This window comes from Thiorhodovibrio litoralis (genome assembly GCF_033954455.1).
Lineage (GTDB): Bacteria > Pseudomonadota > Gammaproteobacteria > Chromatiales > Chromatiaceae > Thiorhodovibrio > Thiorhodovibrio litoralis.
In genome coordinates this window covers 4,029,780-4,056,433 of sequence record NZ_CP121473.1, presented here as the reverse complement: position 1 = coordinate 4,056,433, position 26,654 = coordinate 4,029,780, and the positions used below count along the sequence as shown (strand labels likewise).

At 62.0% G+C, this 26,654-nt stretch carries 21 protein-coding genes, 1 tRNA gene and 3 pseudogenes; 10 read left to right on the top strand and 15 right to left on the bottom strand.

What is annotated here, in order from left to right:
- Window positions 1-108: 108 nt before the first annotated feature.
- Together Thiosp_RS18430 and Thiosp_RS18425 are read right to left on the bottom strand one after the other, a co-directional pair.
- Window positions 109-1,014, bottom strand: coding sequence for a diguanylate cyclase domain-containing protein (locus tag Thiosp_RS18430; protein ID WP_201069354.1), 906 nt, complete (start codon window positions 1,012-1,014; stop codon window positions 109-111).
- A 169-nt stretch (window positions 1,015-1,183) separates the two neighbouring features.
- Window positions 1,184-5,347: a PAS domain-containing hybrid sensor histidine kinase/response regulator gene (locus Thiosp_RS18425; protein ID WP_201069355.1), complete on the bottom strand. Its 4,164-nt coding sequence runs from the start codon at window positions 5,345-5,347 to the stop codon at window positions 1,184-1,186.
- 330 nt (window positions 5,348-5,677) lie between these two features.
- Between Thiosp_RS18425 and Thiosp_RS18420 the strand changes: the two genes are divergently transcribed.
- Entirely contained in the window at window positions 5,678-7,039 is a 1,362-nt protein-coding gene (locus Thiosp_RS18420; RefSeq protein ID WP_201069356.1) for an alpha/beta hydrolase, read from the top strand.
- A 31-nt stretch (window positions 7,040-7,070) separates the two neighbouring features.
- Here the strand turns inward: Thiosp_RS18420 and Thiosp_RS18415 are convergent, their stop codons facing one another.
- Window positions 7,071-7,790 carry a DUF3581 family protein gene (locus Thiosp_RS18415; protein WP_201069357.1) on the bottom strand — a complete coding sequence of 240 codons (720 nt, stop codon included), beginning with the start codon at window positions 7,788-7,790 and terminating at the stop codon, window positions 7,071-7,073.
- A 216-nt stretch (window positions 7,791-8,006) separates the two neighbouring features.
- Here Thiosp_RS18415 and Thiosp_RS18410 point away from each other — a divergent pair.
- Window positions 8,007-8,702 (top strand): annotated as a pseudogene (locus tag Thiosp_RS18410) (ISNCY family transposase); the annotation flags it as partial.
- 179 nt (window positions 8,703-8,881) lie between these two features.
- Here the strand turns inward: Thiosp_RS18410 and Thiosp_RS18405 are convergent.
- Window positions 8,882-9,070, bottom strand: coding sequence for a hypothetical protein (locus Thiosp_RS18405; RefSeq protein WP_201069359.1), 189 nt, complete (start codon window positions 9,068-9,070; stop codon window positions 8,882-8,884).
- A gap of 331 nt (window positions 9,071-9,401) precedes the next feature.
- Between Thiosp_RS18405 and Thiosp_RS18400 the strand changes: the two genes are divergently transcribed.
- From Thiosp_RS18400 to trpC, 3 genes are all read left to right on the top strand, one after another.
- Entirely contained in the window at window positions 9,402-9,992 is a 591-nt protein-coding gene (locus tag Thiosp_RS18400) for an anthranilate synthase component II (RefSeq protein ID WP_201069397.1), read from the top strand.
- Window positions 9,993-10,132: 140 nt separating this feature from the next.
- On the top strand, window positions 10,133-11,152 hold the full coding sequence (gene trpD / locus Thiosp_RS18395) for an anthranilate phosphoribosyltransferase (protein ID WP_201069360.1): 1,020 nt from the start codon (window positions 10,133-10,135) through the stop codon (window positions 11,150-11,152).
- A gap of 7 nt (window positions 11,153-11,159) precedes the next feature.
- Window positions 11,160-11,963 carry an indole-3-glycerol phosphate synthase TrpC gene (trpC, locus tag Thiosp_RS18390; RefSeq protein WP_201069361.1) on the top strand — a complete coding sequence of 268 codons (804 nt, stop codon included), beginning with the start codon at window positions 11,160-11,162 and terminating at the stop codon, window positions 11,961-11,963.
- Between the two features lie 81 nt (window positions 11,964-12,044).
- On the opposite strand, the gene crp is transcribed toward trpC, so the two are convergent.
- A complete protein-coding gene (crp, locus tag Thiosp_RS18385) occupies window positions 12,045-12,695 on the bottom strand; it encodes a cAMP-activated global transcriptional regulator CRP (protein ID WP_201069362.1) in 651 nt (216 codons plus the stop codon).
- A gap of 180 nt (window positions 12,696-12,875) precedes the next feature.
- Here crp and Thiosp_RS18380 point away from each other — a divergent pair, with 180 nt between their 5' ends.
- From Thiosp_RS18380 to Thiosp_RS18370, 3 genes are all read left to right on the top strand, one after another.
- The gene (locus tag Thiosp_RS18380) at window positions 12,876-13,292 is read left to right on the top strand and encodes an OsmC family protein (RefSeq protein ID WP_201069363.1); all 417 of its coding nucleotides are present in this window, start codon (window positions 12,876-12,878) and stop codon (window positions 13,290-13,292) included.
- A 299-nt stretch (window positions 13,293-13,591) separates the two neighbouring features.
- Window positions 13,592-14,443, top strand: coding sequence for an adenosylmethionine decarboxylase (gene speD, locus Thiosp_RS18375; RefSeq protein ID WP_201069364.1), 852 nt, complete (start codon window positions 13,592-13,594; stop codon window positions 14,441-14,443).
- Window positions 14,444-14,477: 34 nt separating this feature from the next.
- Window positions 14,478-14,888 (top strand): terminase gpA endonuclease subunit, encoded by a 411-nt coding sequence (locus Thiosp_RS18370; RefSeq protein WP_201069365.1) that lies wholly within the window; start codon window positions 14,478-14,480, stop codon window positions 14,886-14,888.
- Here the strand turns inward: Thiosp_RS18370 and Thiosp_RS18365 are convergent.
- The 8 genes and pseudogenes from Thiosp_RS18365 to Thiosp_RS18330 all read right to left on the bottom strand — a co-directional run bounded on the left by Thiosp_RS18365 (window position 14,874) and on the right by Thiosp_RS18330 (window position 20,027).
- Entirely contained in the window at window positions 14,874-15,209 is a 336-nt protein-coding gene (locus Thiosp_RS18365; RefSeq protein WP_201069366.1) for a type II toxin-antitoxin system RelE/ParE family toxin, read from the bottom strand. The genes Thiosp_RS18370 and Thiosp_RS18365 overlap by 15 nt on opposite strands.
- Window positions 15,206-15,436, bottom strand: coding sequence for a type II toxin-antitoxin system ParD family antitoxin (locus Thiosp_RS18360; protein ID WP_323696597.1), 231 nt, complete (start codon window positions 15,434-15,436; stop codon window positions 15,206-15,208). Before Thiosp_RS18360 ends, Thiosp_RS18365 begins: the two co-directional genes overlap by 4 nt.
- A 178-nt stretch (window positions 15,437-15,614) precedes the next feature.
- Window positions 15,615-15,920: pseudogene (locus Thiosp_RS18355) on the bottom strand (IS110 family transposase); the annotation flags it as partial.
- Between the two features lie 183 nt (window positions 15,921-16,103).
- A pseudogene (locus tag Thiosp_RS18350) lies at window positions 16,104-16,406 on the bottom strand (Druantia anti-phage system protein DruA); the annotation flags it as partial.
- 244 nt (window positions 16,407-16,650) lie between these two features.
- A complete protein-coding gene (gene coq7 / locus Thiosp_RS18345) occupies window positions 16,651-17,301 on the bottom strand; it encodes a 2-polyprenyl-3-methyl-6-methoxy-1,4-benzoquinone monooxygenase (protein ID WP_201069368.1) in 651 nt (216 codons plus the stop codon).
- A gap of 95 nt (window positions 17,302-17,396) precedes the next feature.
- Window positions 17,397-18,764, bottom strand: a complete 1,368-nt coding sequence (locus tag Thiosp_RS18340; protein ID WP_201069369.1) for a (Fe-S)-binding protein — start codon at window positions 18,762-18,764, stop codon at window positions 17,397-17,399.
- 94 nt (window positions 18,765-18,858) lie between these two features.
- Window positions 18,859-19,572, bottom strand: a complete 714-nt coding sequence (locus Thiosp_RS18335; protein ID WP_242519067.1) for a lipid-binding SYLF domain-containing protein — start codon at window positions 19,570-19,572, stop codon at window positions 18,859-18,861.
- A 378-nt stretch (window positions 19,573-19,950) separates the two neighbouring features.
- A tRNA-Arg gene (locus Thiosp_RS18330) sits at window positions 19,951-20,027 on the bottom strand.
- A 298-nt stretch (window positions 20,028-20,325) separates the two neighbouring features.
- Between Thiosp_RS18330 and Thiosp_RS18325 the strand changes: the two genes are divergently transcribed.
- Window positions 20,326-23,562, top strand: a complete 3,237-nt coding sequence (locus tag Thiosp_RS18325; protein ID WP_201069370.1) for an ATP-binding protein — start codon at window positions 20,326-20,328, stop codon at window positions 23,560-23,562.
- Here Thiosp_RS18325 and Thiosp_RS18320 read toward each other — a convergent pair.
- Together Thiosp_RS18320 and Thiosp_RS18315 are read right to left on the bottom strand one after the other, a co-directional pair.
- Window positions 23,551-25,143 carry a GAF domain-containing protein gene (locus Thiosp_RS18320; protein WP_201069371.1) on the bottom strand — a complete coding sequence of 531 codons (1,593 nt, stop codon included), beginning with the start codon at window positions 25,141-25,143 and terminating at the stop codon, window positions 23,551-23,553. The genes Thiosp_RS18325 and Thiosp_RS18320 overlap by 12 nt on opposite strands.
- A 235-nt stretch (window positions 25,144-25,378) precedes the next feature.
- Window positions 25,379-25,597 (bottom strand): hypothetical protein, encoded by a 219-nt coding sequence (locus Thiosp_RS18315; RefSeq protein WP_323696596.1) that lies wholly within the window; start codon window positions 25,595-25,597, stop codon window positions 25,379-25,381.
- A gap of 107 nt (window positions 25,598-25,704) precedes the next feature.
- Between Thiosp_RS18315 and Thiosp_RS18310 the strand changes: the two genes are divergently transcribed.
- Entirely contained in the window at window positions 25,705-26,616 is a 912-nt protein-coding gene (locus Thiosp_RS18310; RefSeq protein ID WP_242519075.1) for an SLAC1 anion channel family protein, read from the top strand.
- The last annotated feature ends 38 nt before the right edge of the window (window positions 26,617-26,654 follow it).

Sequence of the window (26,654 nt, the reverse complement as noted above, 5' to 3'; positions counted from 1 at the left end):
CCTAGCGATTTCTCAATCCCGAACAGGTGTCGGAGTGGTGGTTGATCTTGAGCGAATCGCCAAACTGAGTCTGTGACGGGCCGTTGTCTGTCTGATTGTAAAATCAACCTAAACAGTGATGCTGGCCAGCTGATTGCGCCCGGCACCTTTGGCGTCATAAAGCGCGTCATCGGCGGCTTTCAGCAGGGCCTCCTGCCCGCCGTTTTGCGGATGGGTGGCGGCGATGCCAATGCTGATGGTGACATGATCGGCAGTGCCCGAGCGCTCATGCGGCAGTTTCATCTCTGACACGGCATCGCTGGCGCGCTTGGCTGTGGCGCAGGCGCCGGATTCGTCGGTATTGGGAAGCAGCAGGACGAACTCCTCGCCGCCATAGCGCGCGACCACATCTCCCGGCCGCTGCAAGCTGCGCTTGAGCGCGCCGGCCAGCTTGCGCAGACAGTCATCACCGGCGCCATGGCCATAGTGGTCGTTGTAAGCCTTGAAGTGATCCACGTCGATCATCGCCAGCGCCAGCGATTGGCTCTCGCGGCGCGCGCGGTCCCATTCCTGGATGAGTAGTTGGTCGAATCGGCGCCGATTGGGAATGAATGTCAGGCCGTCGATCAGCGCCAGGTTCTCAAGCAGATCGGTCTTGAGCTTGAGGTTGACGTGCGTCTTGACCCTGGCGCGCACCACGGGAAAGTGAAACGGCTTGGGGATATAGTCGACGGCGCCAAGGTTCAGGCCATAGGCTTCATCATCGACATCGCTCTTGGCGGTGACGAAGATAATCGGGATATTGCTGGTGCGCGGGTTCTCTTTGATCTTTTGGCAGACTTCATAGCCGTCGATGCCGGGCATCATGATGTCGAGCAGAATCAGGTCGGGCGGCGTCTCGGAGTTGACGATCTCGAGCGCCTTGGCGCCATGATTGGCGATGCGCAGGCGATAGTCGGATTTCAGCGCTTCGGCGAGCAACTGGATGTTGGCTGGTACGTCATCGACGATTAAAACAGAGGCGTTGGAAATCATGGTGTCCTGCCGCATCGGATTCTGTAGGCCTTGCTGGAGATTGTCGGGATCTGGAGATTATCTAGGCGACGTGCATATCCACGGCACTTGGGCTTGGGCACACTGTGCTGAGCTGTGCCATGCCTGGAGTCGCGACTTGCTGTTGCCGTGAATCACGCCTTGCTCTAAATCACTTTGGCCCGGCCTTCGCGGTGCCGGACTCGGCGGATGCGAGAAGCCGATCGAGCGCTTTTAGAGCTGCTTCATAGTCGAATTGTGCCAGTGCATGCTCGATGTTGGCGACCGCCTGTTGTATCTGAGGCGGGGCATTGTCACGCAGGTCGGCCAGTAGCTCGGGAGGAACATAGTCGTTTTCAACCAATAGCTCGCGCAGCTGATCAATCTGCTCAACAGGAATGGCCGCCTCCGCGGGTGCATGCGCTGACGTCTCGGGTGCTGATTCGATCCAATGAGTGAGCGCTTCGATCAGCCGCTTGGGTTGAATCGGCTTGCCAAGGTGGTCGTTCATGCCGGCTGCCAGGCAGCGTTCGCGATCAGCCGGGAAGGCGGCCGCTGTTAGCGCAATGATCGGCAGCTTTGGGTGTTGCGCGCGAATTGCCGCGGTGGCGCTGAAACCGTCCATGATCGGCATCTGCAGATCCATCAGCACGGCATCGAAGGGCTGCGAACAGACAAGATCCACCGCTTCGCGGCCATTTCCGGCGATGACGGCTTGATACCCCGCCTTGGTCAGAAGCTCCCGCACGACCATCTGATTGATCGGGTTGTCCTCCGCCACCAGAATGCGCTTGCCACGCATGCTTGCCCCGGCTTCAGCTGGGGCTTCGACCAGCTGTGCATTGGCGGTCTTATTGGCGAGTGCATTGGCCCTGTCGGTTTCAGATGCATCGACCGTCATGCTGGCAATGGCGTCAAACAGCGCCGAGGGCGTGACGGGCTTGACCAACAGCTGGGGCAGGTCGGCGGCGCTGGCTTGGGTCAGAAGCTCGGAGTGCTCGGCACAGCTCACCTGCAGGATGATCGGCGTGGCTGGGGCGCCGAACATTTTCGGTGCTATGCCGCGCTTGGCAGGTGGCGTATCAGTCACCTTGCATTCATGACATGCCTGGCAGCTGCGGATATCGAGCATGACGATATCGACCCGCTTGCCGTCGGCAGTGGCCTGGGCCAGCGCGCGGGTGGCCGAATGGCAAGAATCGGCCTCGGTGACCTCCATGCGCCAGGATGTGAGAATGTCGGCCAGCAAGCGGCGGGCGACTGGCCGATCGTCGATGATCAGCACATGGCGCTGTTCAAGTGGGCGGGGAGGCGCGCCGACGCGCTGCGGAGTGCTTGCTGGAAGCTTGAACCAGGAATTGAAGCGAAACACGCTGCCATGGCCTTCTTCGCTTTCAACCTGGATGCTACCGCCCATCAGCAGGACTAGCCGTTGACTGATGGTCAGGCCCAACCCGGTGCCGCCGTAGCGGCGGGTGATGGAGCTGTCAGCCTGGGTGAAGGCCTGAAACAGGCGCTGAACGATGCCGGGTGCCATGCCGATACCACTATCGCGTACCGCGAACTTAAGCTCGATGCGGTCTTCATGCTCGTGTGCGACGCCGATGGACAACTCGACGCTGCCCTGCTCGGTAAACTTCACCGCGTTGCCGACCAGGTTGTTGAGGACCTGTCCGATGCGCATGGGGTCGCCAATCAGCTCGCGCGGCACCTCGGGCGAGATCCGGTAGAACAGCTCCAGCCCTTTGCTGTCGGCGGCGCTGGAAAAAAGTGCGCTGAGCTGCTCGAGCAGTTCCTCAAGGCGAAATTGGGCCTGGTCCAGTTCGATCCGCCCAGCCTCGATTTTGGCGTAGTCCAGAATGTCGTTAAGAATACCGAGCAGGGCGCGCGAGCTCTGGCGGACCTTACTGAGATAGTCGCGCTGGCGCTGGTCGAGCTCGGTGTCGAGGGTCAGCTCGGTCAGACCGATCATGGCATTGAGCGGCGTGCGGATTTCGTGGCTCATGTTGGCCAGGAACTCGCTTTTAGCGCGATTGGCCGCCTCGGCCGCCTCCTTGGCGGCGAGCATGGCGGCTTCACTTGCGCGCCGCTCGCTCAGGTCCAGCAAATGGGCCACCATAAAGGACAGCTCGCCTTGGTCGTCTCGCACCGCCGAGGCGCTGACGAGAACCGGAATATCGTGCCCCGTCTTGTGCAGATAGCGCTTGTCGATCTGGACCTGATCGGCCCGACCGCTCAGCAGACTATCGAGATAGACAAAATCGGCGGCCAGGTCATCGGGGTGGGAAATGGACTGAAAATCGAGCGCCAGCAGCTCTGCGGCGCTGTAGCCAAGCATTTCGCACAGTGCCTGATTGACCTGCAGCCAGCGGCCCTCGGCATCGACCAATGCCATTCCGTTGGGGGCAATCGCAAAGGCGCCGCGAAACTGAGCCTCGCTGCGGGCCATGCGTTCCTCTGCCTGATGCGGTTCGGACACGTCCCAATTGCAGCCGATCATTTTGATCGGTCGGCCTGCGGTGTCGCGCACCAGATGCGCGGCGACACGCAGCCAGCGGACCTCATCCCCAATCAGGATGCGGAATTCCGAGTTCAGATCGACCCCGGTCTCAAGCACTTGCTGCACCTCGCGCTCCATGCGCGGGCGATCCTGGGGATGCAGCGCGAGCAGCCAGCGCGCGTAAGGCTCCTCGCCATCACCGGGTGGCAGACCATACAGCCGATACATCTGCTCATCCCAGGACAGAGTGCTGGCGTTGATTGTCCACGCCCAAATCCCGATGCCGCCGGCGCTGGTGGCAAGCACCAGTCGCTCACTCAGGCTGCGCAGCTCGGTCACGTCGCGGAACATCGCATAGAGCACCGGGCGTCCGTCGATCTCCGTCGACTGTACCGAGACGATGATATTCAGCAGGCGGCCGTCGCGACAGCGATGCCGGGTCTCGAAGTCGTCGCGGCCATGCTTGCGAATCTTCTCGACATGGGTGCGCACGTCCCTGGCGTCCTCGGTGGCGTCGTACTCGGCAATCGGCACCCGCGCGAACTCTTCGGCGCTATAGCCCAAACGCTCATGGGCGACGCGGTTGAAATGCAGTGGCAGGGTGGTCTCGGGGTCGAGAATCAAGATGCTCTCGGGCGACATCTCAAACAGCATCCGTAGGCGCTGTTCGGAGTGGCGCAGTGCGTCATCGCTGCGTTTTCGCTCGGTAATATCGCGATTAAGACCACGAAAGCCGGTCACCTGGCCATGGTCGTCAAACATGGGCACACCGGCAAAAGCAAAGCAGCGCTTGTCGCCATTCTTGGCGTTGAGCCAATTCTGGTGCTTGCCAAGCGCGCGGCGCTCAACCCGCGCACTTTCGACAACGGCCTGAATGCGCGCGGCTTCGTCCGGGTCCATGAGCTCGAACGGCGTCTTGCCGAGCAGCTCTTCGGAGCGATAACCGAGCAGTTCCTCGACCTGACCGGCGACAAAGCGGAAGCGGCCTTGGGTGTCGACTTCCCAGATAAAATCCGCGGTGCTGGCGATAATGTCCTGCAGCCGCGCCTCGCTCTCGGCGAGTTGCCGCTGAGCGAGCTTGCGCTCGGTCATGTCACGCTGCACGCCGAAATGGCCGAGAATCCGTCCGTGGTGATCGTACAGGCAGCGGTAGTCGCCCTCGATGAAAATCGGGGTGCCGTCAAAGCGGCGCTCGTCGGTTTCGGTGTGCAGCCGGCCGGTGTCGAACAGACGGCGCCATTGGCGCCGCCCTTCGGCGAGATCGTGGGCGAAGAAGTCCCCCGGTCGCAGGCCAAGCAATTGCTGCGGCTGGGCGGCGTACTGCCGGCACATGGCGTCGTTGACATGGGTCGTGCGCTGATGCTCGAACACCTGATCAAGCACCTGCTCCTTGTCGACGTCGTCGTCCCAGCGGACCGGCTCGTCGAGCATCATAAAAAACAGCCCATCGAGCGACTGCTCGAACAGCATGGCCAGATGTCGGGGGTCGAGATTGGCCGGAAGTTCGCGGTCCTGTGTGTGTTGGTCAGCAGCGGCTGCGTACCAGCGCGCATCGGGCTGGCAGACAAATTGTCCAGCGTCCCGCAGCAGTGCGCATTGTTCCGCGCACTGCGGTGGCGGCAGGCCAAAGGCCTCGGCAAGGGCCCGGGTGGTGAGTCCGGGATGGGTCTGGACGAATTGGCGCAGGGCCTGCTGCAGCGGCGAGAGGGCAACCGCAGGCCCTTGGCCTCGAGCATCCCCGGGGGCGGACGCCGGCGTTTCACCGGAAGGCGCCGCGGGCGTTCCGTGCGAATCTGGGTCGATTGTCGACGCGGGCGAATTGCTGCTGGAGATCATGGCATGGCTGCTCGAGCCTTGACCTTGGAGTGGACTCTGCAATGGTGTCGTGGCGACACCTGCTCAATGTTATCGCCACACTGTCACGCCGCATCATACCGCCGATCAATGCAGTCGTCACTTGGCGCTCGGCAGCTGTCGGTCAGGTTAATACTTCTGCGCAAATTATGAACCATCAGCGCATGGCGACCATGGACGGGGAGCTCGCAGTCGGCGATCCGACCCCGTCAACTAGACCCCAAAGACAATTCCGGATAACTTTTATTCAGGATACCTTTTTCCGCCGTCATGGTTCGCTCATCAAGAACGACTAACGCCCGAGACCATCTTATGCAACAACCTGTCCTTAAGCTCGGTAGCGCGCTGCTGACCGCTGCCCTGCTTGCCGGCTGCGCCAGCAGCGCGCGCCAACTGATGCCGACCCCGACCCTGTACCAGCTTCCAGGCGGCCAGGCGGTGTTCGAGCCGGCCGTGGAGGCGCGTCAGGGTCTCGCGCAAAGTCAGGACATTGATCTCCTTTATGTTACCGACCGCGCTCCGCCAACGCCCGCAGAGCTCGAGGCGCAAGCCAAGGACGAGACGCCGCTTCCTTACGGCCAAGGACGTGCCCGGCACATCGCCTTCGGCTCCGCCCAGGTACAGATGGTCCCGGCGTTGGGCTGGAACACGCTTCGCGAGCAGAGCCAGCTTGCGGAGCGCACCGAGGAGGTCAATCTTGAACTCGGTCAGGTGCGGGAGTTGGGGGTCTATCCGGAAGAGCCCTACTCGGTGATCAGGGGCGACGACGGCAAGGTCCTGCGCGACCGTGCTGAGCTTGCGCGCCATTTCAATGCCAAGGCTGCGCTTCAGGGCGAGGTGGAGCGCAGGCTTGCTGCGGTGCCGAAGAAAGAGCTCATGCTCTACGTGCACGGTTTCAACGAGACCTTCGCCACCGCGGCCTTTACTGCTGCGGAGCTATGCCACTTCCTCGGCCGCGAGCAGGCCTGCGCCTTCTTCACCTGGCCGGCCTCCACCACCGGCAACTTCCTGATCTCCTACACCACCACCACAGAATCGGCCGATTACGCAGTCGCGCATCTCAAGAAGACCATCCGCACCCTCGCGAGTACCCCGGGGCTCGAGCGGCTGCAAATCCTTGCCCACAGCCGCGGCACGGCCCTAACCTTGCGCGCCGTGAGCGAACTGGTGACGGAGGCCATCGCCGCCGGCAAGGAGCCTGTGGATCTTTACAAAATCGACAATCTGGTGCTGCTGTCGCCGGACATCGACGTCGATATCGCCGCTCAGCAGATCACCGGCTTCCTCTCCGATCCGGAGCTGATGACGGTCTGGCCCGAGGGGCGGCTGCCGCGCGCGCTCAGTGGCCGCTTGACCATTTACGCCTCGCCGGAGGACCGCGCCCTGCTGGTTTCCCGCATCCTGTTCCGCAGTCGCAACCGCGTCGGTCAGCTCCGCACCGAGGACATCCCTGAAAGTGCCCAGCGCTATTTCGAGGCCGTCGGGCGCATCGACCTGATTTCCTACGAGGGTAAGCGCACGGACCTGTTCGGCCACTCCTACTTCACCACCAATCCGCAGGTGAGCTCCGATCTGATCGAATTGATCCGTTACGGCAAAAAGTTGGGGCAGCCGGGGCGGGAGCTGGTCAAGACCGGCCGGGTGACTTGGACGTTTCCAGCGGATGGGCCATGATGACAAGCGCAGCTACGCACAAAGCCTGAGATCAGGCAACCTGAGCAGCGGCCAGATATCCCGCCTTGCGCTGTTCATAACGCTCCACCAATCCCTGCAAGGCGGCGGTGTCATGCGCACGCAAGCCGCTCAGCAGCAGCGTTTTTGCACCCCGGCCGACCGGCTCGGCATCGGCGCTGAGTCGAAATTCCAACCGCGCCTCGCCGCGGCGGCCCGTGACATTCAATTGGCTGTCGACCAGCGTCACGTCCAATTGCTCGCTATCCAGCCGGTCGAGCTCGAATGACATCCGCTCATAGATCACCAGCGGCCGCTCCGGGTTGATCATCACTGCGTGCGTTTCCATCAGCGGCACCAGAATATGCGGGAAATTCTGGCCCGAAAAGGCCACATAACTGCGCACCAGCGACTCGACCAGGCTGCGATCTCGGCTGACCGGGCCGCTGGATGCGACTTCCAGACAGGACTTACCCGCAGCGTCGATGACCGTCACGCCTTCATCCCTCGCGATGAAAGCGACCGGAACGTCCGCACCGACCATCCCGGTAAAACGAAGCTCCATGCGGCTGGCGACCCCATGCTTTACCAGTACCAGCGCGAACAGGAGATCACCCGGAACGCAGAAGCGCGGATTGTCAGCATCGTGGATCGGATTGAAATCACCCGCGACATCTTTGGCGAAGGCGCTGCCCTGCGCAGCGGAGATGCGGATGGCGCCAGCTTCGTCGGCATGGAAAGAATCAAGAAACATGTGACGTCGTCCAGATAGGAGAGGAGTCGCGGGATTTTACTCGCACCCCAAGCGGCATTGAGATGATTCATCAGGACCTCGGCTGTCGTCCGGCAACCTCGCAGCTGTCGGCGTGAGCTTGCGATACTTGCCCTAGTGGCCGATCAGCTCATCCATACGGACGCCTTGATTCCGACGAAGAGCGCTGGTGATCGCTCTAGTCACCAAAAGGATCATCGGCCCCGGTTGAGCTGTCCAGTCCCGGCTGAACAATTCACCCTGCTCGATGACTGCATCGCCTATGCCGAGCTGCTCATTGACCAGATCGAGCGTCGCGTCCTGCAGAGCGAGCGCATTCCTCATGAGGAGAAAGTCTTCTCTATCTTTGAGCCCCATACCGAATGGATCGCTAAAGGCAAGGCCGGCACCCCGGTGGAGCTCGGCGTGCGTGTGGCCATCAGCGAGGATCAGTTCGGCTTTATCCTTCACCATCGGGTGATGTTCGGCGAAACCGACGATCAAGTCGCGGTGCCCATCGCCACCCGTTTGAGCGCCTGCTACCCGCGCATCAAAAGCCTCAGTTTCGACAAAGGCTTCCACAGTCCCAGCAACCAAAAGCAGCTCGCCGAGGTCATCGACTTCCCGGTGTTGCCCAAGAAAGGCAAGTGCAACGCCGCCGAACTTGAACGCGAACAGGATCCCGAATTCCGCCGGCGCAAACGCCAGCACTCGGCGGTCGAATCGGCGATCAACGCCTTAGAAGCCCATGGTCTTGACCGCTGTCCCGACCATGGCGAAGAGGGCTTCGAGCGCTATGTCGCTCTTGCGGTGCTGGGGCGCAACATCCATCGCCTTGGGGCCGTCCTGATTGCCCGCGATGCGGAGGCTGAGCGCCAGCGACGCAAACGCGAGCGCCTAAAACGCGCCGCCTGAAGCGATTCCGCGGGGCGCTGCCAAGCGGTCCCAGGGGGTTGTCTGTCTGGAGCTTGCCATTTATGAGAATTATTCGCAATAAGCGCGTCCGCGCCGCTGCCAGCAAAGAAAAGCCGTAGACTAACCGTGCTTTCCGCTGCTGGCTCCGGCAAGGGATTGTCAAAAAATCGAGTTTTCGGTCAGGCACTAAGTATCTTACGGCTACGAGCAAGGTGCTGTATGACGGCCTCCGGCTCCATGCTGAGGTGATCCGCCCAGTCCAGGATTTGCCGATAGTCCTGCTCGCGCAGCAGATACTCGCCGATGGGGAAGCGAGCCGCACTGAGCGCCTGGGCACGCGCCAGGATGTCTCTGGTCACCGTCGCCATGACCCGACTGGTTCGACGGCCCCGCGTGGCGATTTCCGCACTGGGCCGATGCACTAAGGGATGCTTCTTGTTCTGTTCCATGCGCAATCTACAAATGGGGGATTCATTGGGCCATGGTCAGTCTCTTATTGGCGCGAGCCGTTGAAAGAACTCGAACCCTTTGTTTCCGTCGGTGGTCCTGGGGCAAGTTTACTGTGAAACAGCAGATTCATCCTCCGGGGTGGTGCCGCACCATGAACCTTAGCCGATTGGGAGTATGGAGGCACTGTCTCCTGCTAGAATAGCGGCAGCGAAAACAGGCGATATCACCGATGCGAAGGGTCTTGATGCCATGGTGCTGATGATCGACAACTACGATTCCTTCACCTACAACCTGGTGCAATACCTTGGCGAGTTGGGGGCGGAGGTCAAGGTCGTGCGCAACGACGAGATTGACGTTGAGCAGGCGCTGGCGCTAAACCCCGAGCGTATCCTCATTTCGCCTGGGCCCTGCACGCCGGATCAGGCGGGGATTTCGGTGGCGCTGATCGAGGCCGCGGCTGGTCGGCTGCCGGTGCTGGGGGTCTGCCTGGGGCATCAGTCAATCGGCCAGGCCTTTGGCGGGCAGATCGTGAAGGCGCGCGAGGTGATGCATGGCAAGACCTCGCCCATTCATCACGCAGGGCAGGGTGTTTTTGCCGGGCTTGCTAATCCGCTGACTGCGACGCGCTATCATTCGCTGGTGATCGCGGCCGACAGCTTGCCCGACTGCCTGGAGGTGACGGCCTGGACCGCGCACGCTGATGGCGAGCACAAGGGGACCCGCGATGAAATTATGGCCGTGCGCCATAGCGACTGGCCGATCGAAGGGGTGCAGTTCCATCCGGAATCCATCTCAAGCGAGCAGGGACACGAGCTGCTGAAAAATTTTCTCGAGTCCTGAATGCGGCTTGCGGTCTGGCGGGGTTGGGTCCCCTAATCCCGGAGACCGGGGCCGCAATGACCCGAAATCGAAATTCAGCGTGAATTTGCGCTTACAACATTTGCGATAACAGCTCCAGTGATGCGGAGGAGTTCAGTCCAGTGGATATTAAACAAGCCATTTCCCAGGTAATCGACGGCCAGGATCTGGACGCGGAACAGATGACCTCGGTCATGCGCGCCATCATGACCGGTGCCGCCACCACCGCGCAGGTTGCCGGCATGCTGGTTGCGCTGCGCATGAAGGGCGAGAGCACCGAGGAAATCGCCGCCGCCGCCGCTGTGATGCGCGAGCTGGCGCTGGGCGTGGATGTGTCCGGTTTGGATTTTACGGTCGATATCGTCGGTACCGGGGGTGATTGCGCCGGGCTGTTCAATATCTCGACCGCAAGCATGTTTGTCGCAGCGGCGGCCGGCTGCCATGTCGCCAAGCATGGCAATCGGTCGGTCTCATCGCGCTCTGGCAGCGCCGATGTGCTCGAGGCGGCCGGCGTGCGGCTCGATCTAACGCCCGATCAGGTCCTGCGCTGCGTGCGCGAAGTGGGCGTGGGCTTTTTGTTCGCGCCCGCTCATCACACGGCGATGAAACATGCCATCGGCCCGCGCCGGGAGCTTGGGGTGCGCACGCTCTTTAATGTGCTGGGGCCCCTGACTAATCCGGCCGGGGTGCCCAATCAGGTGCTTGGTGTCTTCTCCGATGCATTGGTCGTGCCCCTGGCCGAGGTGCTGCAGCGCCTGGGCGCGCGCCATGCCATGGTGGTGCATTCGCACGACGGGCTCGATGAAATCAGCATCGGCGCGCCCACCCGAGTGGCCGAGCTGAGCGATCAGGGCATCAAGGACTCCGAGTTCAATCCGGAGGACGTCGGCCTGACAACAGCCCCGCTCGACGGGCTGCAGGTCGATGGACCGGAAGCCAGCCTGGAATTGCTGCGCGCTGCGCTTGAGAATAAACCCGGCCCTGCGCGCGACATCGTTGCCTTAAATGCGGGCGCGGCCATTTATGTCGCCGGACGCACCGCGAGCTTGCGTGAGGGGGTCGAGCAGGCGCAAAAAGTCCTGGCGGACGGCGCGGCCAAGGCCCGGCTCGATGCCCTGGTCAAGCTGACCCAGAGCTTCTAACCGCGGCATGGATATGGAAACACCGGACATCCTAAAGACCATTGTCGCGCGCAAGGTGAGCGAAGTAGCCGAGCGCTCCGCGCGTCGGCCGCTCAATGAGCTAATCACCCAATTGTCCGAGCTCGACCCGCCACGCGGGTTTGCTGCCGCGCTGGATGCGTGCATTAACGCCGGCGGTGCGGCGGTCATCGCAGAGGTCAAGAAAGCCAGCCCGAGCAAAGGCGTGCTGCGCGAGGATTTCGTCCCCGCCGACATCGCCAAGAGCTATGCGGCCGGCGGCGCGACCTGTTTGTCGGTGCTGACCGACCAGGATTTCTTTCAGGGTGCGGACGCCTATCTACAGCAAGCCCGCGCGGCCTGCGATCTGCCCGCACTGCGCAAGGATTTCATCATTGATCCCTATCAGATCACGGAATCCCGCGTGCTGGGTGCGGACTGCGTGCTGCTGATCGCCGCCTGTCTCGACGATGCCCGGTTGCAAGACTTCGCCGCGCTGGCGCTGGAGCTTGAGCTCGATGTGCTGGTCGAAGTCCATGACGCCGCGGAGCTTGAGCGCGCACTGAAGCTGCCGAAGGCTTGCGTCCTGGGTGTCAACAACCGCGACCTGCGCAGTTTTGATGTGCGACTCGAGACCACCCTGGCCTTGCGCGAGCAGGTGCCGCAAGGGCGCATGCTAGTGACCGAAAGTGGTATACATACCCGAGACGATGTTCGCCTGATGCGGGAGCAAGGCATCCATGCCTTCCTGGTGGGCGAGGCCTTTATGCGTGCGTCTGAGCCGGGTGCCCAGTTGCAGACCCTTTTTGCCTGAGAGCTGCGGAGCCTGATAACGGTCGGGGCCTGAGTGCGAGGGGGACCTGAGAGCTGCGGGACTAAGTGCGGCGAGACCTTGCTAACGGGTATTGAACACCACGATGGTTTTGCCTGAAACGCTGAGGACGCCTTCTTGTTCAAGCGATTTCAACACCCGGCCGGCCATTTCGCGCGAGCAGCCGACCATGCGTCCGATGTCCTGGCGGGTGATGCGAATCTGCATGCCGTCTGGGTGCGTCATGGCATCGGGCTGTTTGCACAGGTCAAGCAGCGCGCTGGCAATGCGTCCGGCCACATCGACAAAGGCCAGATCGCCGACCTTGCGGCTGGTCTGGCGCAGCCGCGATGAGAGCTGACGGCCGATGGCAAACAGCAGCCCGGTCGCGTGGGGTTTGAGCTCGCGTTCGAGCAGCTGGCTGAGTCGTTGGTAGGAAATCTCGGCAATGCGGCAGGGTACGCGGGTGCGCACAGTCACCGAGCGCAGCGGTTGGGAGGTGAAAAGCCCCATCTCGCCGATGAACTCGCCATGGTTGATGTAGGCGAGGGTAATTTCGTGATTGTCGTCGTCTTCGATCAAAGCCGCTACCGAGCCATCGATCAGGTAATACATGGTCTCGGCCGAGGTGCCGGGCCGCAGGACATCGATGCGTTTGGGGTAGCTCTTGACATGGCAATAGCTAAGAAAAGGAGCAAGCCAGTCAGGCTCGCGCGGAGGAACGTACGCTGACATCGCGATTCCTGGGGGTTGGATGGATCGGTCTCATGCGGAATCTTAGGTGATGGTCATCTGCAAGGAGTCCGTCAAAGTATATACCTAAGCAGCGGGGTCTTTCATGGAACAAGGCATCGAGCGTGCGTTTTGACTGCGAGAACACTCTGTTTCATTGTCTTTTAATATTGGAGTCGGCTGATGAAGGCGCGTGTGAAGTGGATCGAAGGTGTGGCGATGATGGCCGAGTCGGAATCTGGCCATGCGCTGGTTATGGATGGTCCGCCGGAGTTCGGCGGGCGCAACCTCGGTGTGCGGCCGATGGAAATGCTGTTGCTCGGCATGGGCGGCTGCACGCAGTTCGACGTGATGCTGATTCTGGGCCGTGCCCGCCAGCAGGTGACCGACTGTGTGGTCGAGCTTGAGGCAGAGCGCGCCGAGACGGACCCGAAAATTTTCACCCGCATCCATGCGCATTTTATCGTCACCGGCCATGACCTGAGCGAACGTCATGTTGAGCGCGCGATCAAGCTCAGTGCCGAAAAGTACTGCTCGGCCTCGATCATGCTGGGCGCGAGCGCCGAGGTGACGCACGATTTTGAAATTCGCGCGGCCTGATGCGGGTTGTCGGGACAAGCTTGGACTTGTGGTTCGTTTTGGACCGCGTGACGGTCGCGGGGGCGCCGTGAATACGTCCCTGTAGGCTTGCGATCGCGTCGCCCGATCAGAGTAGGGCGATCGAACACCCCCGCACCCGTCACCCGGCCCAAAACCGAGGCCTCATTGGGGTCGCTAAGAGCCGGCGGCGAAGGGATGGCCAACCCGGGCCTCTAACGGGATGCCCGGAAGGCTGATGGAATCTGTTGCTTCCCAGCGCCGGGGGGAGTAACGTTCGCGCTCTTTTTGGGAGGGGAGCGATGCCGCAGTCATTGAAGCGTCTGAAGCTGCATGGCTTCAACAATCTGACGAAGTCTCTGAGCTTCAATATCTATGATGTCTGCTATACGGACTCGCCCGAGCAGCGCCAGGCCTATATTGCCTATATCGACGAGGCCTACAACGCCGAGCGCCTGACGGCCATCCTCTCCCAAGTCGCAAGTATCATCGGTGCCAATGTGCTCAATGTGGCGCGCCAGGACTATGACCCCCAGGGTGCGTCCGTCACTATGCTGATCGCCGAGGAGCATCCAGGCGGGGAGAGCATCAGTAATTCCGCGACCCCCGGCCCTTTGCCTGAAGCCGTGGTGGCACATCTCGACAAGAGCCATATAACGGTCCATACCTACCCGGAAAGCCACCCGCACAATGGGATTAGCACATTTCGTGCAGATATCGATGTATCCACCTGCGGCTTGATCTCACCGCTAAAAGCGCTGAATTATCTGATTCACGCGCTTGAATCCGATATTGTCATCATGGACTACCGGGTGCGCGGCTTTACCCGCGACGTGAAAGGCCGTAAGCATTTCATCGATCACAATATCAGTTCCATCCAGAACTATCTGTCGCGTGATACCAAGAACAGCTATCAGATGATCGATGTGAACGTGTATCAGGAGAATCTATTCCACACCAAGATGGTGGTGAATGATTTTCGCCTGGACGATTACCTGTTCTGCATCAATGCCGCCGATTTGTCCGATAAGGAGCGTCAGCGTATTCAGCGGCTAGTGCGTCGGGAGATGATGGAGATCTACTACGGCCGCAATCTGAGCCGGGAAATTGAGCGCTGGACCACGTCCGGCCGACCTGTCCTGCCAGAGGAATGAGTGCCAAAGCAACCCAAATTCCCGTGTGGCCAAGGTGAATCTGTTCTCCGTTGGCGTCGATGCGGCCAAGGAGGCGATCCTCGCGCGGCTAAAGAAGACACCGCCCGGCGCGGGAACGACGCACTTCCCGCTGGATCGCGATGCGCAGTATTTCGAGCAGCTGACCGCTGAGCGTAAGCGAACCCGCTACGTCAATGGCTTCGCCCAGCAGTTCTGGTCGAAGCCGGACAACCGGCGCAACGAAGCCTTGGATTGCCGGGTGTATGCCTATGCGGGGTTGTACGGACTGATTGCAATGGGCCTGGCGCTGAATCGGCGGGTGGATGCCTTGCCTGAGAAACCGATGAGCCAGCGCAGGCCAGCGACCGGCCTGACCAACACCATCACCCCACCGCTGAAGCCGACACCCCGGCGACGGCGGGCGATTCCGTCACCCTATCTCTGAGTCCGGGTCGCGCAGCGAGGTGGGGATGTCGCGCTTCGCATGAAGAACGCGCCAGATATCGAGGTGATCGGCGCGCTCAAGATAGCACACCAGATAAGGGTAGCCGGACAGCGACCAGACGCGCAGGCCAGGCAGGTCGAGGAGTTCCGCGTAGCGCGGCGAGCCGACCCCGGGCTGTTCGCCGAGGAGCACGAAGGCTTGTTCGAGGGCGTCAAGCAACGCCAGGGCGGTGGTTGGGGAATGCGCAGTGCGGGTATAGGCAATGGCCGCCTCAATGTCGGCGTCGGCCCGCGCACGCAGGACGGCCGGTTTGCGCTTCACGCGTTCGCGCCGGTGATCAGACCCTCGCGCAGACGGGCGAAGTAGGCGGCATCGGCGGTCACTGTGGAAGGCGACTGGGCGCCTTCGAGGAGCAATTGGCGCAGATGCTGGCGATCCTGGTCGGCGCGGATTAATTCACGCAGATACTCGCTGCCACTGGCATAGCCGCGGTTGGCGACCTGTTCGTCAACGAAGACCCGCAAGGGCTCGGGGAGGGAAATGTTCATTGTGCTCATGGGGCAAGGCTACCGCTGTTGGCAAGGTTTGCCAAGCTGATGAGCATTGACCACCGCGGCAAATCCTTTCTAGCCGACGTGAGCTGTTACCGTGAAAGATGCAGGTAGCTTGAGACAAACCACCCGCTGACCGCTTGGCGGCCTGAAAAAAAAGGATTGTCGCGGCGGCTTAGGCTGGAATGTAGTGGTACTTCCTGAGCATCCGAATCCAACGCGGTGCGTTGCGTTCAACGCTGATGGCTTCGTAGTTGACCGTGGCATCCCGGTAATAATCGCCACGGTGGATCAACACGAAGACGATTTTCAGAATTTTGTGGGCCAGCGCGAAGATAGCCCGTTTTCGCCCACGACGAACGAGCAAGACCTTGAACTTCTCAGCCAACGCATAGCGGGTGCGGCTGGCCGCATGGGCGGCCTCGCAGAGAATCCGTCGGACATAGGGATTGCCCTTGCGCGCGCGTGCGCTCTTGCGCCGGTAGTGGTACAGGGGATCAAGCCTTGGATGGGCCAGGCGTGCCTGGGCATGCGCGATCAAGGGGCGGACAAAAACGAGCTTGGCGCCATCGGGCCGGTCGCTGTAGCCGGCGCGCGTGCGTCGGTAACCGCGTGTCTGGCCGACTTCGAGCCAATTGGCGGCGCGATAGCAGGTGCCGGTAAACCGACGCGGATCGACGAAGGTCTCCAGCAGCCACAGCGGATACCCGAAACGCGCCTGCCAATCGGCGCCAACACGCTGCTCGCACAACCCCAGCACCCGAGAGGCAAGATTCGGGGCATGCCACTGGGGCAGAATCAGAAAGCGGGCGTTGTTAGCGATCAGATGCAGACGGTCGAACTGGTAACGCCGATCCCAGCCGATCCAGCGATCACGGGCGGCGCACTTCCAGGCCGCCGCACTGAGTACCAGCAACGCCAGCCACTGATCCCGCCAGAGGGCGACGTACCAGAGGGTATGACCGATCTTTGCTGCCGAGCCCAGGTAGTGTGCGCATCGAGCAGGGCTTTGAAGCGCGGCCCTTCATCCGGGGCGACCAGACGCAGGGTGATCTCGTGCAGGTTCATCGCGCCGCCTCGCCAATCAATATTGGCCGGCAGTTTGAACCAGACGGGGGAAATGTGCAGATGCGAGGGTAAGTTCTTCTACTCTCAGTTAATTGGTCAGAGAACGGTTTCGTCCTGCCCGTGTCGCCAGTTAAAGGCTCAGCCTAAACCCAATAAGCGCCGCGCGTCATGACCTTGGACACCGCCTTCATCGCCCATTTGACTGGAGTGGGGAGTTCGGCTGCGCCGGCATCTCGGGCGACATTGGCATGGTGGATTTCGTCGCGCTTCATCTGCTCGAGAATCGCGCGGCTGCGCTGGTCGGCGATCGGCAGGCGCTCGATGTGCTCGGCCAGGTGATCTTCCACCTGATTCTCCGTTTCCACCACAAAGCCCAGGCTCCATTTGTCACCGCTGAGCCCGGCGACGGCGCCAAGCGTCAGTGAGCTGCCGTACCACAACGGATTCAGCAGACTCTTGCGGCTGCCGAGCTCATGCAGGCGCTGATCGCACCAGGCGAGGTGGTCGTTTTCTTCCTGCGCCGAACGCTCGAACCGGGCACGTACGTCGGAGTCGCGCGCGGTTAGCGCCTGGCCCTGGTAGAGTGCCTGGGCGCAGACCTCGCCGGTGTGGTTGACGCGCATCAGGCGCCCGGCATGCTGGCGCTCATCGCCGCTGAGCTCAATCTCGGGAAACGCCTGAGCCGGGTTGTCACGCTCGGTCACGCTCGGCTTGCCAAACAGGGTGCGCAGGGCGGTATCGAATTGCAGAATCGCCCGGTCGATGGGATGGTGGTGTGAAGCTGAATTATTCATCGTGCAAATAGGGGACGGTGCTGCGGTTTTAAGTTGCTGGTCGGATGCTTCTCGGGCTGTGGCTCTGGCTCTGGCTCGGCCCTGGTCAGGAGCGATTATACCGATGGCATCTGCATTTTCGGCTTTGGGCCGGCGAATCCGGGTGCCTTGGGCGTCGGTCGGTGGTGAGGCTGAGGCGATGCGCCCTGATGCCGGAGTTGGCGCTCGAGCAATTCAATCGGGTGCAGTACCGGAATGTCCAGCCCGGCGGCCGCCAAGCCGCCAGAAAGGTGCAGAGCGCAGCCGCTGTTGGTGGTGACCACATAATCGGGGTGGCGCGTGCGCACGGCTTCGAGTTTGGGCGCGAGCAACGCCAGCGCGGTGCGCGGATGCTCCAATAGATAGGTGCCGGCCGCGCCGCAGCAACTGTCGTTTCCCGGCAAGGGCTCCACCACCAGGTCCGCAATCTGCCCCAGTAGCCGATAGATGGCGCTGGCCCCGCCGGCTAACAAGCGCTGAGAGCAGGGCTCGTGCACCAGCACGCGCGCCGGGAGGGGGCGCGGGCTCGCCTGGGCGAGCGCGCGCGAGTCGGCCAGAAAGGCGCAAATCTCTTGTGCGTCGATGCCTGCGTCGCCCTGTAATTCGAGCACGCAGGCGCTGGCGAAGCCCACTACTGTCAGGCCGCGAAAGGCCTCGGCATTGTGCGCGCGCTGACGATCGGCCTCGGCGGCAAAGCCATGATGACGCTGCAAGGCGCCGCAGCAGCCTTGCTGCGCTGGCTCTTGATAGGCAATGCCGAGCTGGTCTAAGAGCCGCCGCGCGGCATCGATGGTCGCGCCCTGGGTGCCGCGCGCGATGCAGCCGAGGAACAGCGCCACGGGTGGCTGGGGCGGCGCTCTTTCAGGCAGCTCTGCCGCCTGTTGCGAAGCAGTCTCCGCGCGGTTATCGGCGATCGCGTCTGCTTGCTGCTGGTTTGCGGGTGCTTGGGGGTGACGTGCCAGACCCTGTGGTTGGCGCGACGCGCGCAGGGTTTGTCCCAGACGCTGCATCAGCGCCAGCCCTGGCCAGCGTGGCTCGAGCCAGCGCCACAGGCCCAGATGCCGCAGGGCTGCTCCCAACCAGGCAAAGACCGCCAGCCAGCCTGGCTGGCTAAGTGCGCCAAGCCAGAGTTGTCGCGGCCTGCGTTGCCACCAGGGGCGCCGCCGCTGGCGAATCATGCGCGCGCCGTCCATCAGGGTGCCAAAGCGCACCAATGAGGGGCAGGCGGCCTCGCATGCGCGGCATTCGAGGCACTGATCGAGATGCTGAAACAGCGTTGCCGTGGGCGCGAGCTCCTGCGACAGCCAGCCTTGGATCAGCGCGATGCGGCCCCGCGGCGATTCCGCCTCGCTATGCTGTAGGCGAAAGGTCGGGCAGGCAGGCAGGCAGTAACCGCACTTGACGCACTGATCGGCGAGTTTGAGAAGTTCGCGTGGCTCGGGCATGAGCGCGGGGACATCAGGCTGCACAACAGCTGATCTGAGCTTGAACGGCAACGGCCAAGGGCGGAATGCGTCATGCGACCCATGCCGGTAAGGCTCAATCGCTATCAAGAAGCTTGTCTGGCCAATAACGCGTTCCCGTCAGTTGGGCGGCGATCTTCCAGCCCTTTCCGGTGAGCACGAATACGGCCTTGCCGTTATCGAAGCGCAGGTTAAGTTGGTCTGTTTGATCACCCGTCATGGTGCCGATCTTGGCCGATGCGTCGAGTCCCTGATGAATGAACTGCTCAAAACCGGCGCTGGTCTCGAACAGGATGACAACCTGGGAGGCAAAGCCACCGAGACCAAAACCAACTCCGGCACCGGTGGTGGCCATTTTCATGTAGGTGCGCGCGTCGGTTTCGCGGTCAACCGCAACGCCACGTCCGTAGCCGGCAACGACGTAGAAACTCGCCTCGCGTCTGTCAAACACTGCATAGCCCACGCTGCGCTCGAACAGCTCATGGCTCTCGGGGTGGTCGGTAAACAGCCGTTCGAGTGTGGTTGCGGCCATCTGATCAAGCTTTTCCCGCGTCTCCTCGGGGGTTGCTTCGTTGCCCAGGCTCTGCTTGGCGGAGTCGATGGTGCCCTGCACCGCGCCGGTGGCCTGACCAGCAGCCTCGCCGACTGCTTTCACCGCGCCGCTGCCCGCGACACCCACGGCGGTGACAGCTTCGCTCGCGCCTTCCTTGAGTTGCCCGACCAAGCCCTGGGCAAGAACCCCGGCGGGGAGTATCAGGCCAAAGAGCACTAAGTAGGATCGAATGGTCATCAGTGTTTCCTCAATCGGATGAAAACTTGGCGGCTTGGCCAACGGGTGCCAGTAGGAGCTACTGGATGCCAGCATGCAACCACCGCAGCTCTTGGCGGATCATAACAGGCCGCGCCTCAGGTATAGCCGTCACAAAGGAGCTTTTGGTCTTGGGCCCGGTTAACGCGGTCGCGGGGGTCTCACAAGTGGCAGGAGGCCGCTGGGAAGCCTGCCGGGAAGCCTAAAGGGGGGGGGCTTCCCGGCGGTCGCCCGTGGGCGTTACCCGGCCTTGGATGCCGCGTCACGATAAAGTCAGGTACAGAGAGGGGAGATGATTGCCAGCTGGCCCACTGCCTAAATCAGCTGCCTGAATCGACTGACTGAATCGGCTGACTGAATTGGCGCGCCCGACAGGATTCGAACCTGTGACCCCAGCCTTCGGAGGGCTGTACTCTATCCAACTGAGCTACGGGCGCTTGTTCTGTCGCGTCGCGCGCTGACCATTGCAGGCCCTAATCCTGTATTTCCTATGCGAAAATTGGGTATTATGCTGTGCAGCGTGCGGCGAATCGCTGATAAGCGCTTATTATCTTGCCTGTGGCTGCGCCTGTCCATCGTTTCTTGACCCGGGATCATTGGAGCGCAGGTCAGGCGCAAGAAGACAAAAATAACAGTTTATCCGCAGTCGGTCGGGAATTCGTTTGGCCGCACCTTGCTCGGGCGCTGGTCGCGCGCAGGGGCGGCGAGCGATGGCTGCTTCGGGGGGAGACAGCAATGCGTGTCGAGATTGGGACAGCCCCAACAACGGAACTTAGCCTGTGCGAGGCTGAGCCCATTCACCTGGCCGGTGCGATTCAGCCGCATGGGGTGCTGCTGGCACTGACGCTGGATGGACTGAATATCGCCATCGCCACGCCAAGCGCCGAGGCGCATCTGGGTGTGAAGGCCGCCGATTTGCTCGGGCGAGCGCTCGGCGATGCGCTGGGGCCGGCTCTGGCGGACCTGGTGCGCGATGCGGCCGTGTGTTTTCGCTGTCAGCCCACGGAGCCGGTGCCCTTTCATTGGTCCGAGCCGAACGAGCGGGGTGAGTTCACCGGCTATGTGCATGAGGCCTCCACCACCGAGGGTGAGGGGCTGATCGTGCTTGAGCTCGAGCCGATAAAGGAGTCGGATGCCCTGCCGGATGCTTTGGGCGATGCCCTTGGGGAGGCCGTGCGTGGTTTCGCGCCGGTGCGCGCGCAGGCGCAGCTCGAGCAAAAACTGCAGACCGCCTCCGCGCTGTTTCGGCGCCTGACCGGCTATGACCGGGTGATGATCTACCGATTCGATGAGGTCGACTGGCACGGCGAAGTGGTGGCCGAGGCCAAGGCGCACGATCTCTCGCCCTATCTCGGACTGCATTTTCCGGCGTCGGACATTCCGGCCCAGGCGCGGCATTTGTACGTGCTCAATCGCACCCGGGTGATTGTCGATGCCGACTACCATCCCTCGCCCTTGCTGGCCAGCGCCGAGATGCCTGCGGGGCTGTCGCTCGACCTGTCACTCAGTCTGCTGCGCAGCGTCTCGCCGGTGCACCGCGAGTACATGCGCAACATGGGCGTGGCGGCGTCGCTGACGCTGTCGCTGCTGCGCGATGGTGAGCTGTGGGGGCTGATTGCCTGCCATCATCGCGCCCCGCGTCCCATCTCGCTCGCGGTGCGCGAGCTAGCCGACTGGATGGCGCAGGATTTGTCCACCCAGATCACGCTCTCGGAGCAAGATCGCCGTCGCCAGCAGCGGGAGCATCTCAAGCAGAGTCGTGAGCGCGTGCTGGCTGCCATGCGCAAGGGCGCGCGCCTGACCGACATCGTGCGCGGTCCCGGGCGGGCGGATTTGCTCGGTGCCGTGGGAGCCGACGGCGTTGCCCTGGTGCGCGGTCGCGATGTGGTGCTGGGCGGGCAGACACCGCCGGAGTCGCAGGTGCTGATGATTCTGGAGGGCCTGCGCGCGCGACGCCCCAGCGAGATGTCGCCGCTCTATGTCACCGACTGCCTCAGCGAGCATCTTCCGGACATGAGTCAATGGGCCGGGCAGGCCGCTGGCGTGGCCATGTTTTCGCTCGATCCCGCGAGCCATGTCACGCTGATGTGGTTTCGCGGCGAGCAGTTGCGCGAGATTTCCTGGGGCGGCAATCCCGACAAGCCGGTCGAGGTGGGCGATGACGGGCGCATCAACCCGCGCAAGTCCTTTGATGCCTGGAGCCAGACGGTGCGGCTGCGCAGCCGCCGCTGGTGGCTGGAGCAGCGCCAGTCGGCGCTGGAGCTGGGCGGACTGATTGACCTGGAGCTGCGTAAAGAGGCGGAAGAAAGTCTCCGTCGCACCGAAACTGTGCTGAAAGCCGCGGTTGAGACCATTGGCGAGGGCTTTGCTGTCTACGACCCGCAAGACCGCCTGGTGCATTGTAATCAGGAGTATCTCAATCTCTACCGCACCTCGGCGGCCATCATTGAGCCGGGGCGAAACTTCGAAGAGATCCTTCGCTACGGTCTCTCGCGCGGACAATATCCAGAGGCGGTCGGGCGCGAGGAAGAATGGCTGGCGGAGCGCCTGCGCGATCACCATAAGGAGCGCTTCGAGGCCCTGCAGCAACTCGACGACGGGCGCTGGGTCAATGTGCGCGAGCGGCGCACGCCGGATGGCTTTCATGTGGGGATTCGCGTCGATGTGACCGAGCTGCATCAGGCGCGACTGGCTGCGGAATCAGCCAATATGGCCAAGAGCCGCTTCGTCGCCACCATCAGTCACGAAATCCGCACGCCGCTCAATGGGATTACCGGCATGGCACAACTACTGATGCGCGCGGATATCGACGATGAGGAGCGTCAGGATTATGCCAATACCTTGCTCAATTCAAGTAAATCCCTGCTCACCTTGCTGAACGACATTCTCGATTTGTCCAAGGTCGAGGCCGGCAAGCTGAAAATCGACGCCGTGCACTTCAAGCCGACCACCGTGCTGCGCGAGATCCAGTGGCTGTTTGCCGAGTCGGCGCGCGATAAAGGACTGAACTACGAGGTGGTCTGGAACGGCGAGCCGGACTGCTTCTACCGCGCCGATGCGCATCGGCTGCGGCAGATGCTGTCGAATCTGGTCAATAACGCAATCAAATTCACCAAAACCGGCTTCGTGCGCATCGAAAGTGGCGAGCTCACCGTTGCCGGAAGCCAGCCGCGCACGGGCAGTCAGCGCCCGATGCTCGAGTTTGCCGTGGTCGATAGCGGCCCGGGCATTCCGGCGGATCATCAGCGGGATCTGTTTCAGCCGTTTTCACAAATCGGCAGTTCCACCGCGCGGATGTTCGGCGGGACCGGGTTGGGCCTGTCGATTGTCAAGCGACTGGCGCGCTTGATGGGCGGCGAGGCGGGCGTGGAGAGCGAGGAGGGCGAGGGCTCCCGATTCTGGGTGCGGATACCCGCCGAGCGTGTCACCCAGTCCGAGGCCTCACTACCAAGCCAGTCCGACGAGCAAAGCAAACAGCGGTTGGAGCCGCTGTCGGTTGAGCCTGCCGCTGGACACGCATCCAGCCAACACTCGCCCGCTGCCGACGGGGCAAGGCAATCAGCATCGGTGCGCGCCAGCATTCTTGTGGTTGATGACGAGCCGACCAACCGCAAGCTGATGCGCGCGCTGCTGAAAAAGCTCCATTACGGGGTGGCCGAGGCCGCTAATGGTCGGGAGTGTCTGGACACGCTGCAAGAGGGCTTGGCACCCGATCTGATCCTGATGGATTGCCGCATGCCCGAGCTCGACGGCTATGAAACGACGCGGGCGATACGCGCCGAAGAGGCACAGCAGCCCGATCGTCGCCTGCCGATTATTGCGCTGACTGCGGCCGCCTTTGCCGAGGATCGCGAACGGGCATTGGCTGCCGGTATGGATGACTTGCTCGCCAAGCCGGTTCTGTTCGATGAGCTCGATGCCAAGCTGAGCCTCTGGCTCGATGTCACTGCGGCGCAGAACTCAGGGGGATAGTAGGTCGGCGTTGATGTCGCGCAGCAGCAGGCTGCGGAACTTGCGCGCGCGCAGCAGATCACTGATGGACCAGGGCTCGGAATGGCCGGTGGTGGTTTCCACCCAGTGCTCGAAGGACGATCGCGGCGAGAGCATCTGGTGGCCCTGGTCGCTGAGCGCGCTTTTGCGCGGGTCGCCAGCCCAGGTCACCGTTTGCGGCTGCTCCGGACGCCACCACAGAAAGAGCCGCTCGCCCTCTTCGCTGAATTGTGTCACCCGCACAGCGAGGAGCCCGCTGCAGGTCGCGATGTCAGCGCCGGCGGCCGGGCATAGCCGGGGCAGGTGATCGGTCGCGAAGATCGGTTCCCGGCTCTCGCTCAACAGCCAGCTGACCTGATCGCGGATGGCGTGCTCGTCCGGCGCCTGACCGAATTGGATCAGGTGGTCCCCGTCGACCAGGGCGGCACCGCTGGCACTCACCAACTCCAGTAGCATTGTTCCCAGAGCGGGCCCTGAGGCGCCGATTTCGCCGCGGGCATCGTCTTCCTCAGTCTTGCGCAGGGCCTCGTGCAGGCGGGTGATATCTTCGTCACTTTCGCTGAGCTCAAGCAGCCGGCGCGCGCCCTGATAGCCTGAGATTGCCAGCGAAAATGCTTGGCACATGGCCGCGCAGCGCTCGCGTATCGGCAGCGGCAGATCGCGCGGCTGGCGATGATGGCAGGCGATCAGCCCCCACAATCGCTGGCCCAGAACGACCGAGAAGGACAGGGACGCGGTGACGCCCATGTTCTTCAGATATTCGAGATGGACCGGAGAAACGCCGCGCAGATCCGACAGGGTCAGGTCGAGCGTCGCCGCTTGGGGCGCGCTGGCCTTGGACGCGGCGGGTGCGCTCACAATCGCCACCGGCTCGGCGCCGCGGTCGGGAATCTGCCGGTGTGCGTTGGCCAGGTAAAGTTCGCGCGCGATCAGCGGGATGTCAGAGGCCGGATAGCGCAAGCCGAGGTAGGGGTCAAGGCCGGGCTCCAGACTCTCGGTGATCACCTCGCCGCTTTCGTCGTCGCGAAAGCGATAGATCATCACCCGCTCGAAGCCGCTCGCCTCGCGCAAGGTATCGGCCAGAAACTGGCAATACGCCGCCCAGTCGCCGTCACTCGAGGGCATGCGAAACAGCCGGTGCGGAATCGGCCGATAGGCGTTGAGACGCTGATGCTCCGGCAGGGCATGCTCCAGCTCCAGCACCCAGTTGTTGTCGGTACAGGAGAACCACGCGTCCATGGGGCCATCGGGGCCTTTGTAGAGCTCGGGGAAGAGCTGCTTGTCGGCGCTCGGGTACATCCAGCGCGCGCGCTCGGTGGCGTTCTCGGTTTTTTGTGGGTCCTGCGGGGGAAATTCCGGTATGGCGACCGGCAGTGGGACGCCGAGCAGATCCTCAGGCGGCTTCCCCAGCCAGTCGGCGGCATTGGCGCTGACGTGGCGAATACGTGCGTCACCCGTATCCCCGGCCAGCAGCAGGCCGAAGGGCTGAATGAAGCGGGTCAGGTGCAGCTCCTCGCGCTCGCATTCGTCGATAAAACCTTGCAGGGGTGCTTCGGGGGTCATACAGGGCCATTCCCGGGGTGGACATGTTTGACGATAACAGCCAATGCCTGAGTATAACGGTTTTGGCCTCCGGCGGGTTTCGCCGTCGGCGGCTTGGAGAATCTGGCTAAACCCGAGTGTCTTACTCGGGGTTTTATCAATGCACGCTGGTGTCGGGGTTTCTAAACTTTCACTTTCCAATGCGCGCGGGCTTGGAGTTGCGCGCTGGCTTGGCATGCGCAAATCAGGCTGGATTTCAGCGCATCCCGGGCCAGGTAACAGACCGGCCGCCCGTGATGTGCGACTTGACTTGGCGTGCAGCGATTTGTCCTGCAGCGAACTGGCGTAAAGCAATTTGGCGATCGAATTCATTTGGGAGGCAGGAAAATGAGCACAGTGACCCGGAAGGCGGATTCGCCAACCTCTCCACCAGCGTCTGGTGCATCAGTGACTGGCCGACCAGCGTCTGGTCCATCGGCATCTGCTCCATCGGCACCTAGTCCATCGGTATCGGGCCCACAAGCATCTGGAGCGGCGCTTCCAGCGTCGCGTCTGGCCCAGTTTCCGGTGTCCTTTTTCGCCATGGTCATGGGCCTCGCGGGTCTGGCCATTGCGTGGGAAAAGGCAGCGTCCATGCTGGATGTTCAGCTCAGCCTGGTGCCCTGGCTGATCGGGTTGAGTGTTTTGGTCTTTGTCCTGCTGTTTGGCGTTTATGCGGCAAAGCTCGCCTTCCATCCCGGTGCGGTGCTGGCCGAGCTCAGACACCCGGTCAGGCTGAGTTTCATGCCGACCATTTCCATCAGCTTGCTACTGCTCTCCATCGCGCTGCTGCATACGGCGCCGCCGGTGGTCAGCCTGACGCTGTGGGCGACAGGGGCCACGGTGCAGCTTGGCTTTACCCTCTACATCGTCTCGGTGTGGATGCACCACCAGCATTTTCAGATTCACCACATGAACCCGTCCTGGTTTATCCCCGCGGTTGGTAATGTGCTGGTGCCTATCGCGGGAGTGCCGCTGGGGTTCGTCGAGATCTCCTGGTTTTTCTTTAGCATCGGTGTGCTGCTGTGGTCGGTGCTGATGACCATCGTTTTCTACCGGGTGCTGTTCCATCAATCAATCGACGCGCGCCTGATGCCGACGCTCTTTATTCTCATCGCGCCGCCGGCCGTTGCCTTCATCGCCTATCTTCAGCTCAATGGCGGGCTCGATGTGTTCGCGCAGGCGCTTTACTTTGTCGGCGTGTTCTTAACCGTGCTGCTGTTCAGTCAGGCACAACGGTTCTTTCGGCTGGATTTTTTCCTCTCCTGGTGGGCTTACTCCTTTCCGCTCGCGGCGGTCAGTATCGCCAGCATGCGGATGTTCGATCAGACCGGAGCGGCGTTTTATGCTTACCTTGGCTTCGCGCTGCTAACCCTGCTGACCGGCATTGTGGCGATGCTCTCGGTCAGCACCGCAAACGCAGTGCGTGAGCGTGGCATCTGCATCCCTGAATGAGCCGAGAAGAAGCAACGAAAACGCGCGAATCAGCCAAC